Source organism: Bacteroidales bacterium, assembly GCA_021157585.1.
Lineage (GTDB): Bacteria > Bacteroidota > Bacteroidia > Bacteroidales > UBA12170 > UBA12170.
This window is the reverse complement of sequence record JAGGWH010000112.1, coordinates 1-11,531: the sequence shown is the minus strand read 5'-3', so window position 1 is coordinate 11,531 and position 11,531 is coordinate 1. Positions and strand designations below refer to the sequence as shown.

At 34.5% G+C, this 11,531-nt stretch carries 11 protein-coding genes; 10 read left to right on the top strand and 1 reads right to left on the bottom strand.

Annotated features, from left to right (window positions below; translation table 11 throughout):
- The 5 genes from J7K39_07970 to rlmD form a co-directional block, all read left to right on the top strand.
- Positions 1–1,019 (top strand): nicotinamide-nucleotide amidohydrolase family protein (locus J7K39_07970; GenBank protein ID MCD6179826.1); only part of this gene is annotated, 1,019 nt, incomplete at its 5' end.
- A gap of 68 nt (positions 1,020–1,087) precedes the next feature.
- Entirely contained in the window at positions 1,088–2,359 is a 1,272-nt protein-coding gene (locus J7K39_07965; protein MCD6179825.1) for a peptidase M64, read from the top strand.
- 72 nt (positions 2,360–2,431) lie between these two features.
- Complete coding sequence (locus J7K39_07960; GenBank protein ID MCD6179824.1) at positions 2,432–3,334, top strand: phosphate butyryltransferase; 903 nt, start codon at positions 2,432–2,434, stop codon at positions 3,332–3,334.
- A 21-nt stretch (positions 3,335–3,355) separates the two neighbouring features.
- Entirely contained in the window at positions 3,356–4,444 is a 1,089-nt protein-coding gene (gene buk, locus J7K39_07955; protein MCD6179823.1) for a butyrate kinase, read from the top strand.
- A 57-nt stretch (positions 4,445–4,501) separates the two neighbouring features.
- Positions 4,502–5,920, top strand: coding sequence for a 23S rRNA (uracil(1939)-C(5))-methyltransferase RlmD (gene rlmD, locus J7K39_07950; protein MCD6179822.1), 1,419 nt, complete (start codon positions 4,502–4,504; stop codon positions 5,918–5,920).
- Here the strand turns inward: rlmD and J7K39_07945 are convergent.
- Entirely contained in the window at positions 5,917–6,441 is a 525-nt protein-coding gene (locus tag J7K39_07945; protein MCD6179821.1) for a shikimate kinase, read from the bottom strand. The two genes, rlmD and J7K39_07945, sit on opposite strands and share 4 nt — an antisense overlap.
- A 180-nt stretch (positions 6,442–6,621) precedes the next feature.
- On the opposite strand from J7K39_07945, the gene J7K39_07940 reads away from it, so the two are divergent.
- The 5 genes from J7K39_07940 (at position 6,622) to J7K39_07920 (ending at position 11,305) form a co-directional block, all read left to right on the top strand.
- Positions 6,622–7,053, top strand: a complete 432-nt coding sequence (locus tag J7K39_07940) for a DUF1573 domain-containing protein (GenBank protein ID MCD6179820.1) — start codon at positions 6,622–6,624, stop codon at positions 7,051–7,053.
- Between the two features lie 19 nt (positions 7,054–7,072).
- The gene (yajC, locus tag J7K39_07935) at positions 7,073–7,396 is read left to right on the top strand and encodes a preprotein translocase subunit YajC (GenBank protein MCD6179819.1); all 324 of its coding nucleotides are present in this window, start codon (positions 7,073–7,075) and stop codon (positions 7,394–7,396) included.
- A gap of 107 nt (positions 7,397–7,503) precedes the next feature.
- A complete protein-coding gene (locus J7K39_07930; GenBank protein ID MCD6179818.1) occupies positions 7,504–8,448 on the top strand; it encodes a hypothetical protein in 945 nt (314 codons plus the stop codon).
- The gene (locus tag J7K39_07925; protein MCD6179817.1) at positions 8,448–9,050 is read left to right on the top strand and encodes a dephospho-CoA kinase; all 603 of its coding nucleotides are present in this window, start codon (positions 8,448–8,450) and stop codon (positions 9,048–9,050) included. Before J7K39_07930 ends, J7K39_07925 begins: the two co-directional genes overlap by 1 nt.
- 140 nt (positions 9,051–9,190) lie before the next feature.
- Positions 9,191–11,305, top strand: a complete 2,115-nt coding sequence (locus J7K39_07920) for an RNA-binding transcriptional accessory protein (protein ID MCD6179816.1) — start codon at positions 9,191–9,193, stop codon at positions 11,303–11,305.
- Positions 11,306–11,531: the final 226 nt, after the last annotated feature.

The window sequence follows — 11,531 nt, the reverse complement described above, 5'->3', positions numbered from 1 at the left end:
TTACCAAACATACGCTTTGTGAGTATTTTGATACAAAATTAGTTTTCAACGAAGATGCTTTTAGTAGAATAAAAGAGATTTTCCGCCTACGTAATTTTAAAGTAAGTGCTGTAAATAAAGCGCAAGCCGAATTACCCGAGAGTTGCATCCCTATAACAAATATTAATGGGACAGCTTCAGGAATGTGGTTCGAAAAAAACGGAAAAATACTTGTTTCCATGCCCGGCGTTCCTTTTGAAATGAAACCCATGATGGAAAACGAAGTTATCCCTCGTATTAAAGCTAAGTTCAATACGCCGGTAATTATTCACAAAACCATTATGACACAAGGTGTTGGAGAATCATTCCTTGCAAAAATAATTGAAGACTGGGAAAACAGTTTGCCTCAAAATATAAAACTGGCTTATCTTCCTCAACCCGGTATTGTTCGACTTCGTCTTTCAGCTATCGGAGAAAATAAAATTAAATGCGAGAAATATATTGATGAATTTGTTGAGAAATTAAAACTCCTTATTGGTGATATTATTTTTGCTTACGACGATATGCTTTTAGAAGAAGCCGTTGGAAATAGTCTTAAGCTTCATAAAAAAACAGTGGCTACCGCCGAAAGCTGTACGGGCGGATATATTGCTCATCTTTTAACTAGTATTGCAGGAAGTTCAAGCTATTTTAAAGGATCGGCAATAACTTATGCCAACGAAATAAAAGAAAATATTTTAGAGGTTTCACACAATGATCTTGAAAAAGAAGGTGCTGTTAGCGAAACTGTAGTCAGACAAATGGCATTAGGTGTAAGAAAAAAATTCGGAACTGATTATGCTATAGCAACTTCCGGAATTGCAGGTCCTGACGGTGGAACAGAAGACAAACCCGTAGGCACCACTTGGATTGCCATTGCTGGTCCAGATGGGGTATTGGCAGAAAAACATCACTTCGGAGAACATCGTGGCAGGAATATTCGGCGAGCAGCTTTAACTGCTTTATTTATGCTCAAAAAGGCCGTAGAAGAAAAAGATTAAACTATAAATTCAAATAATTAATTTATTAAATAAAACATTTGTATTTTTATAAGCGAACAAATCATAAAATGAAAAGAATAGGGCTATCACTACTTCTTATACTGTTGAGTATTACTACTTTCGGACAATTCGATACTTATTTTACCTATAAGACATTACGACTGGATTATACACATGCCGGCAATGCAAAAAATGAGTCTTATTATCTTGACGAACTAATTGCTGAACCATATTGGGGAGGGTCAAAAACTAATTTAATTGATAAGTTCAAATATGGTAAATACTATTTTGAAGTTTATGATAAAGATAGTGGAGCCTTAATTTATTCTCGCGGCTATTCCAGTCTTTTTGCTGAATGGCAAACAACTCTTGAAGCTCAAAAAGTATCAAAAAGCTTTGAAGAAACTATTATCTTTCCTATGCCATTAAATCCCGTAACTGTTAAAATGTATTCCAGAAACTGGAAAGGAAAACTTGTAAAGCAGGTCGAATATACTGTTGATCCCAAAGATTATTTTATCCAAAGAGGATTAAAAAAAGAATACCCTATTTATCAAGCATTAGTACAAGGCGATCCTTCTGAAAAGGTGGATATTGTAATTCTTCCCGACGGCTATACAAAAGACGAAATGGATTTATTTATTGCTGATTGCGATAAATTCGCGAAAGTTTTATTCGATTATTATCCGTATTCTGAATATAAAGACCGCTTCAATATTTCGGGAGTTTTAGCGCCTTCAGAAGAATCGGGAGCAGATATTCCAAAAGACAGCATTTGGCGAAATACAATTTTAGGTAGTAGCTTTTATACTTTTGATAGTGAACGCTATTGCATGACTACAGAAAACAAAAGCGTTCGTAATTTAGCAGCAAATGTAGCTTACGATCAAATCTATATTCTTGTAAATACCGAAAAATACGGTGGCGGTGCAATCTTCAATCACTATAACATAAGTGTAAACTCCAACGAACAAGCAGGAAAGATATTTATTCATGAATTTGGTCACGGCTTTGCAGGTTTAGCCGATGAATATTATGATAATTCAACATCGTATAATAATTTTTATAATTTGGACGTCGAACCTTGGGAACCCAATATAACTACCTTAGTTAATTTTGATACAAAGTGGAAGCATCTAATTACCGATAGTATTCCCATTCCAACACCCGATTCTGCAATTTACAACTCATGCTTAGGCGTTTTTGAAGGTGGAGGCTATTCTGCCAAAGGCATTTATCGTCCCAAAAAAGATTGTTTAATGCACACTTTTAAAGGAGATGTTTTTTGTGATGCTTGCGCAGAAGCAATTATAAAGATGATTAATTTTTACTCAAAATAAGAAAATTAAAGAGAGTGATATTAAGACAGTTTTAATTAATTTTGCACTCTCTAAAACCGAAATACAAAAGCAATGGCAATAACAAAATTAAGTCAACTTTTCAGTCAACTAAAAAGCAAATCAAAAAAACGGTTAGTTGCAGCCTATGCAAATGATGCGCATACTATTGAAGCCGTTAACAAAGCGGTAGAAATGGATATTATTGATGCTACATTGGTTGGTGATATAGAAACAATTAAAAATGTTTGCGCCAAAGAAAACATCGACAGTTCTAAATTTGAATTAGTTCAAGAAGCCGATCCTCAAAAAGCTGCTCACAAAGCCTGTATGTTAATCAACGAGGGCAAAGGTGATTTTATAATGAAAGGTTTAGTGAGTACCGAACAATATATGCGTGCACTTTTAAATAAAGAAACAGGCTTAATGATTCCAAAATCTATCCTTAGTCATGTTACTGTTATGGAAAGTCCTGCTTATCATAAACTTTTAATTTTTGGCGATGTAGCTATAATTCCTTCACCTGAAATGCCGGAAAAAATAGCCATTACTAATTACTTAATAAAAACAGCACACTCCTTAGGAATTGAAAAACCAAAAGTGGCAATTATAACAGCCAGTGAACAGATTTCTTTAAAGATGCAAGCAACTATTGATGCTGCTGTTTTATCTAAGATGAGTGATAGAGGACAGTTTACAAACGCTTATATTGATGGCCCTTTGGCCTTAGATGTAGCTATAGATAAAGAAAGTGCAGAAATTAAAAAATTAAGCGGAAATGTTGCCGGCGATGCCGATTGTTTAGTATTCCCCAATATTGAAGCTGGAAATATTTTTTATAAAACAAATACTAAATTAGCCGGTGGTATTTTGGGAGCAATGGTTTTGGGAGCACGTGTTCCTGCAGTTCTTTCTTCAAGAGGAGATAGTGTAGAAACCAAATTAATTAGTATCGGATTAGCCGCTTTACAGGCTTAATCCAAAATAATTATAAAAAAAATGAAACTAAGCAACGGAATACGTGTAATTGCAATCAATCCTGGTTCAACCTCAACCAAAATTGCTGTATACGAAAACGAAACTCCCGTTTTGATTAAAAATATTACGCATACTCCTGAGGAACTCGCACCTTTTGAAAAAATTACAGATCAGTTCGAATTCAGAAAAAACATAATCTGTAAAGTTTTAAAAGATGCTGAAATAAGAATGGATTTAGTACATGCCGTTGTAGGAAGAGGGGGTCTGGTAAAACCTATAGAATCCGGCGTTTATCTTGTAAATAAGGCTATGATAAAAGACCTTATAAACAGTCCATCGGGAGCTGAACATGCTAGCAATTTAGGTGGTTTAATTGCTGCTGATATGGCTAAAAATATCCCTAATGCCAAAGCATATATTACAAATCCGGTTGTTGTAGACGAACTTGATGATATTGCCCGCTATTCCGGTCATCCACTTTTACCACGTACATCTATTTTTCATGCATTAAATCAAAAAGCTGTAGCTCGACAACATGCTCGATCTTTGATGCAAAAATACGATGATATCAATCTAATTGTTGTTCATTTAGGTGGTGGGGTCACTATTGGAGCTCATAAAAAAGGACGAGTAGTTGATGTAAATCAAGGTCTTGACGGTGATGGTCCATTTTCCCCAGAACGTACCGGAACTTTACCTATAGGTCCTTTAATTCGGCTATGTTTTAGCGGAAAATATACCGAAGCAGAAATTCTAAAAATGAATAAAGGAGCTGGAGGTTTGATGGCTTATTTAGGAACAAACAGTGCCTACGAAGTTGAACAACGAGCCCAAGAAGGTGACCAAGAAGCAAAGAAAATATTTGCAGCTATGGCTTATCAAGTGGCTAAAGAAATTGGAGCAATGTATGCTGTTTTATGTGGTGATGTCGATGGTATTCTAATTACCGGTGGTGTGGCACACAGCAAATGGTTTGTTAACGAAATTTCACAGCGCGTACATAAAATGGCTCCTGTTCATATTTATCCGGGAGAAGATGAAATGCGTGCTTTAGCATTTAACGGCTTGCGTGTTATACGTGGAGAAACTATTGCAAAAGAATATGTATAATAGAGTGAAGAGTGAAGAGTGAAGAGCAACTCATCATCAAATTAGCAAATTATTATAATGGGAAGAAGATATAGAAAGAACCGTGTTTTACCAATCCTAGAGAACGTTGAAATAACAGCTTTTGCTGCCGAAGGAAAATCATTAGCACGTGTAGATGATAAAATTGTATTTATACCCTTAGCCGTCCCCGGTGATGTCGTCGACATTCAACTTACTCGCTCACGCACCTCTTTTTCTGAAGGAAAAGTTATTAAGTTCCACAAAAAATCGGATTTACGTATAGAGCCTGAATGTGAGTATTTTGGACAATGCGGAGGATGCAAATGGCAAATGATAGACTATAAAAAACAACTAGAAGTAAAACAAAACCAGATATTAGAAAATTTTCAACATTTGGGTAACTTTGAATTTCCTGAACACTTCCCTATCCTCCCTTCGAAAAAGATTTATTTCTATCGTAATAAGTTGGAATTTACTTTCTCAAACAGAAAATGGTTAACGGATTATTCTAAAGAAATTGATTTCAGTGATATAAGTATGGATGGTCTCGGATTTCACCTTCCTAAAATGTTTGATAGAATATTAGATATTGAAAACTGCTATTTGCAAAAAGAACCATCTAATAGTATCCGAATAAGTATTCGTAATTTTGCTATTGAAAATAAGATTAGTTTTTATAGTGCAAGAAAACACGAGGGTTTTTTGCGTAACCTGATTATTCGCACCTCATCTACCGGCGATTTAATGGTGATTTTAGTTATTGGTTACGATGATAAAGATTTGTTGAATTCGGTTATGAATCACGTATCCGATAATTTCCCTGAAATTACCTCTTTAATGTATATTGTAAATACCAACCTAAACGATTCAACAAATGGAATGACTGCCGAACTTTTTAAAGGCAATCCGTTTATAATGGAGCAAATGGAAGATATCAAATTTAAAGTTGGTCCTCTTTCTTTTTATCAAACCAATTCGGAACAGGCTTTAGAAATGTATAAAATTGCCAGAGAATATGCTCAACTTACCGGAGAAGAAATAGTTTACGATTTATATACCGGCACAGGAACTATCGCAAATTTTGTTGCTCGAAACGCAAAAAAAGTAATTGGTATAGAATACGTTCCCGAAGCAATTGAGGATGCAATAGTAAATTCCGAAATTAATGGTATTGATAATACTTCCTTTTATGCCGGTGATATGGCAAAAGTTTTAACTCCTGAATTTATTCAGGAGAATGGCAAAGCCGATGTAGTTATTACCGATCCTCCAAGAGCCGGAATGCACGAAACAGTAGTTACACAATTACTGCAAATGGCCGCCAAACGTATTGTTTATATCAGTTGTAATCCGGCAACTCAGGTTCGTGATATCGATTTATTAAAGAGTAAATATAAAGTTGTAAAAGTGCAACCACTTGATATGTTTCCACAAACACATCATGTAGAAAACATCGTTTTATTAGACTTAATTTAATATCTACTTTGATTTTTCATCCAATTAATTACCTGATTGTATAATATTGCAGGGGTTAAATCTCTAGCTTCAATATGTAATTCTGCCTGCTCATAAAAAGGAGCTCTTTTTGTCAGTTGTTCTTTAATAAATTCATAAAGTTCTTCTTTACCTAAAGAAGCAATCAAAGGTCTCGACTGCTGATTTGGGATTAATCTGCTAAGCAAAACCGAAGGATTGGCTTGCAAATAAATACAAAGTCCTTTAGCATTCATCATATCCATATTATCAAAAAATATGGGAGTTCCTCCTCCAGTGGAAACTACAACATTCTCCATATCAAAAGTTTGATGCAAAGCAAAACGCTCAAGAGACCGAAAATTATCTTCGCCTTTTTGGGCAAAAATCTCAGCAACGGTTTGTTGCTGATCCTCTTCAATTACTCTATCTAAGTCTAAAAAAGAATATTCCAAACGACTGGCGAGTCTTTTCCCTACACTAGTTTTTCCGGAACCCATATATCCAATCAAATAAATACGCATATCAATCTTTCTTATTAAGCAAAAGTAAATAAATATAAGTGATTCCTCATTTCTCATAAGACTATAATTCAATATTATCTCAAAAAAATAGTAGTAAAAAAATATGCTATGTTAAGACTTCCTAAAATAAACATATTCATATTCAGTTTTTCTTATTTTTGCATCTTAAAATAAAGTAGAATGAAACATTTATATTATTTAATCGCTCTAATGTTTATATCTGTACTTGTATCTTGCAACAACCAAACAGGAAACAATAAAAACAATACAGCTGTCGAAAATAGTATAGCCGTCCTTACTTTTGAAAAAATGAATCATGATTTTGGCACTATTACAGAAGGTGAAAAAGTAATATACTACTTTCGGTTTACTAACAACGGGAATACTGATCTTCAGTTAACCAGCGTTGGAACCAGCTGTGGATGTACAGCGTCAGATTACCCACATAATGTTATAAAACCCGGGGAGACAGGCAAAATTAAAGTTACTTTTAACAGTGAACATCGATTGGGAATGCAACATAAAAAAGTAACTATTAGAGCCAATACTAATCCTGAGTTTACCGTTTTAGATATATATGCTCAAGTTATTGAAAAGAATTCCGAAAATTAATTTAAAATAAATTTATAAAATGAACCTATTATCAATCTTATTAATGTCTCAGCCTCAAGGCTCTGATCAGAACATGCTTCAAACGTTTTTACCTTTAGTTCTAATCATAATTGTTTTTTACTTCTTTTTTATTCGCCCTCAAATGAAAAAAGGGAAAGAACAAAGAAAATTTCGTGAGGAATTAAAAAAAGGCGACAAAATTGTTACCCTTGGTGGTGTACACGGTAAAATATTAAATATCAATGATACTACTGTAGTCATCGAAACCGAAGGCCAAGGACGTTTAAAAATAGAAAAAAGTGCTATATTACCCGAAGGCAGTATTATTGGACAACAAAAATAATTTACAATAATTTAAAACCTGAATTAAACGCTTTTTGTGTAAGGGATTTCCTAAACACAAGGAGCTTTTTTTTATCTTTACGCTAGATTTGTTTAAAATTACGGTAGATGAAGAATTATTTCTTAGATCAACGAACAATAACCTTTCTTGTTTCTTTATTGATAGCTTTTGGACTATGGCTTTTAATTAAACTTTCTGGTGATTTTCAAACCGAGAATAAAGTTAAATTGGTGTTTCATAATTTTCCTATTGATAAAGTTTTGATTAACAAACCTGACTCTATTTTACAAGTCAAAACCAATAATAACGGTTTTGATGTCCTCAGTCAATCCCTTTTTTCCAAAGACAGATATCTAAATATCAATTTCAGAAAGGCTCATTTTTTAAACACAAGAAACAATATCCAGACTTATTATATTCTTTGCTCATCACTGCAACAAGAAGTGGAAAGTAAATTTAAAATAACCGAACAAATCTTAAATATCCGACCAGATAGCATTATTTTCCAATTTGAGAAATTAGCCTCTAAAAAATTAAAAATAGAACCTAAAATAAATTTTAGTTTCAAACCACGTTTTAAGCAATATGAGAAAATGAAAATCGAACCTGATAGTTTGGTATTTTTCGGTCCGGCTTCTCTACTCAAATCGCTCACGTCAATAAGTACTCAGTCTTTTGATTTTCAAAATATAGATTCAAATATCGACACCCTAATACCTCTCTCTTTACCCAGTAATAAACTTATTAGCAAACAAGAGTCGGTAAAATTTCAGTTAGCCGTTGAAGAATATACCGAAGGAAAAATAAAACTTCCCATTCAACTCCAAATAGATAATGAAATAAAGTATAAAATCTTCCCTTCAGAAGCACAAATTACATTTCAAGTTGCATTAAAAGACTATGCGAAAATAAAGCCCATTGCATTTGAGCTCATTGCTATTCCTGATTCTTCTCAGTCTGGAAAACTTTTACTTAAACTCAGTAAACAACCAAAAAATATAATCGTAAGTAATATACAACCGGCAATTGCTGAATATATCATTTTCAAATAATGCTAAGAATTGGATTAACCGGAAATATCGGAAGTGGGAAATCGCTTATTTGTCAAGTTTTTGAGAAGCTTGGAGTACCCATTTTTTATGCTGATTTTAAAGCCAAGAAAATATTAGATAGCCCTATTTTAAGACCAAAACTTCTTGCTGCATTTGGAACCGATATTGAAGATAAAAACAAAAATATTATCAATAGAAAAAAATTAGCTGCTATTGTTTTTACTAATAAAGAAGCTCTTAAAAAACTAAATTCACTAATTCATCCACAATTACGAATTGAATTCAAAAACTGGTGCTTGCAGCATAAAGAAGAAAAGTACGTCATTCAGGAAGCTGCAATTCTTTTCGAAAACGGTTTTACGGATTTATTTGATAAAACCATTGTCGTTGCAGCTCCTCAAAACATTCGGTTACAAAGAGTGATGGAAAGAGACGGAACAAACAAATCAGATGTTTTAGCCCGAATGGAAAATCAATGGAGCGACAGCAAAAAAGAAGCTGCTGCTGATTTTATTATTTATAATGATGGACAAGAGCTTGTCTTACCACAGGTTTTAAAGCTGCATCAACTCTTCTCTAGTTCTCATCTTGATTTAAAATGACAAAATGATTGCCAGAATTCGATTTTGGACTTTAGCCCAAATAATCTATAACACACATTACCCCGACCTTAAGGTCGGGGTAATTGAGAACCCTTTTTTTCGAACTTTAGTCTAAAAATAATACTTCAGCAAAATATTTTATGATTCAAAAGATAAGCCAACAGCTAAACCTACAGACCTCTCAGGTTGAAAATACGTTAGAACTTTTAGAAGGCGGCGCGACAATTCCTTTTATTGCTCGTTACCGTAAAGAGCGTACTAATCAACTTGATGAAGTTCAAATTAAAGCTATTCGCGATTTGCACGAGCAATTTACAGTGCTAGAAAAAAGAAAAACCAGCATTTTAGAAAGTTTGCAAGAAAACGGACATCTCAACCCTGAACTTGAGCAAAAGATAAAGCAAACTGACAATCTTAGCGAGCTGGAAGATATTTATTTGCCTTATAAACCCAAACGCAGAACACGTGCTACTATTGCTATCGAAAAAGGATTAGAGCCTTTAGCCAAAATTCTAATGGCGCAAAACCATCCCAATATTGAAGAAGCAGCGAGTCGGTATGTGAAGAAAGACGTTGCAGATAAAAATGAGGCTTTGCAAGGTGCTATGGATATTGTGGCAGAATGGATGAATGAAAATGCTTCGATTCGAAAACGAATGCGCAGACTTTTTGAAAGAGAAGCACAAATCACTTCCAAAGTGGTAAAAACAAAAATAGAAGAGGCTCAAAAGTTTGAAATGTATTTCGATTGGGCAGAAAATATTCGTACAATTCCTTCGCATCGATTATTAGCTATTTTGCGTGGTCAAAACGAAGAGTTTTTAAAAGTGCATATTCAACCCGAACAGGAAAAAGCAATAGAAATGCTTGAGCGCTATTTTATAAAATCGCATTCCACAACGGCTGAATATCTCTCAAAAACCATCAAAGATTGCTATTCACGATTACTAAAACCATCGCTAGAAAATGAGCTGACAAAAGCAGCCAAAGAAAAAGCTGATACACAAGCCATCAAAATCTTTGCTACCAACCTTCGTCAATTATTGATGGGATCGCCTATGCGAAACAAAAGAGTTTTAGCGATTGATCCTGGATTTAGAACAGGTTGCAAATTGGTCTGTCTTGATGAGTCAGGCAATCTGTTGCATAACGAAACTATTTATCCACATCCTCCTCAAAACCAAAGCAAGCAGTCTATTCATAAAATCAACCAGCTTGTAAATATGTATAAGTTGGATGTAATTGCCATTGGAAATGGGACTGCGGGTCGCGAAACGGATAATCTAATAAGACGCATTCGCTTCAGTCGCTCTGTAAAATCGATAATGGTAAACGAAAATGGAGCTTCGGTATATTCCGCCTCATCAGTAGCTCGTGAAGAATTCCCTGAATACGATATTACTGTTCGAGGTGCCGTTTCTATCGGCCGAAGGCTTATTGATCCTTTAGCAGAATTGGTAAAAATTGAGCCCAAAGCTATAGGCGTTGGGCAATACCAACACGATGTTGATCAAGGTCTTTTAAATAAAAGCTTAGACGAAGAAGTAATGAGTTGTGTTAATGCTGTTGGTGTTGATTTAAATACGGCAAGCAAGCAATTACTGACTTATGTTTCGGGTGTTGGCCCTACCCTAGCAGAAAACATTTTAGCTTATCGAAAAGAAAAAGGAAGTTTTAAAAACCGCAAAGAGCTCTTAAAAATAAAACGCTTTGGAGATAAAGCCTTTGAACAATCGGCCGGATTCTTCCGTATCAATAATGGAGATAATCTTTTAGATGCAAGTGCCGTTCACCCTGAATCCTATGCTATTGTTAAAAAGATGGCTAAAGATTTGAAAGTTCCTCTTAATAAATTAATTGGAAATAAGCTATTGATTGATCAAATAAATCTCGAGAACTATCAAACAAAAAGCATTGGTTTAGCCACCCTAAAAGATATCAAAAAAGAACTTTTAAAACCCGGCATCGATCCGCGCGAGGATTTTAAAGTTTGGGAATTTGATCCAACAATCAAACATATTGAAGATTTAAAAAGCGGTATGATTCTGCCCGGTATTGTGACAAATATTACTGCTTTCGGAGCTTTTGTTGATGTTGGTGTTCACCAAGACGGTTTAGTACACAAGAGCCAGATGGCCAAAGCCTATGTTAGCGATCCCAACCAATTTGCCCATTTGGGGCAGAAATTAAAAGTAAAAGTATTGGATGTTGATACTACGCGTAAACGCATACAGTTCAGCATGTTAATAGACTAACCAACTTGGACTCAAACTAAATTCTATACTAAGCACTTTCAGAATTCTAAAAAAACTTGCCTAACATCTAAATTTGGTTATTTTTGTACGCTTCTAAATGAAATTATTAATTAACTAAAAAAAAAGAATATGTTTAAAGGACATCCTAAAGGACTTTATGTTGCATTTTTTGCTAACATGGGTGAACGCTTTGGTTTCTACACTATGATGGGGATCTTAGTGTTCT

Bases quoted from the DNA above. Each gene is read 5' to 3' on its own strand.
- J7K39_07945 (MCD6179821.1), bottom strand. From the start codon at position 6,441: ATGCGTATTTATTTGATTGGATATATGGGTTCCGGAAAAACTAGTGTA.
- J7K39_07940 (MCD6179820.1), top strand. From the start codon at position 6,622: ATGAAACATTTATATTATTTAATCGCTCTAATGTTTATATCTGTACTT.
- J7K39_07965 (MCD6179825.1), top strand. From the start codon at position 1,088: ATGAAAAGAATAGGGCTATCACTACTTCTTATACTGTTGAGTATTACT.
- buk (MCD6179823.1), top strand. From the start codon at position 3,356: ATGAAACTAAGCAACGGAATACGTGTAATTGCAATCAATCCTGGTTCA.
- yajC (MCD6179819.1), top strand. From the start codon at position 7,073: ATGAACCTATTATCAATCTTATTAATGTCTCAGCCTCAAGGCTCTGAT.
- J7K39_07920 (MCD6179816.1), top strand. From the start codon at position 9,191: ATGATTCAAAAGATAAGCCAACAGCTAAACCTACAGACCTCTCAGGTT.
- J7K39_07930 (MCD6179818.1), top strand. From the start codon at position 7,504: ATGAAGAATTATTTCTTAGATCAACGAACAATAACCTTTCTTGTTTCT.
- J7K39_07925 (MCD6179817.1), top strand. From the start codon at position 8,448: ATGCTAAGAATTGGATTAACCGGAAATATCGGAAGTGGGAAATCGCTT.
- J7K39_07960 (MCD6179824.1), top strand. From the start codon at position 2,432: ATGGCAATAACAAAATTAAGTCAACTTTTCAGTCAACTAAAAAGCAAA.
- rlmD (MCD6179822.1), top strand. From the start codon at position 4,502: ATGGGAAGAAGATATAGAAAGAACCGTGTTTTACCAATCCTAGAGAAC.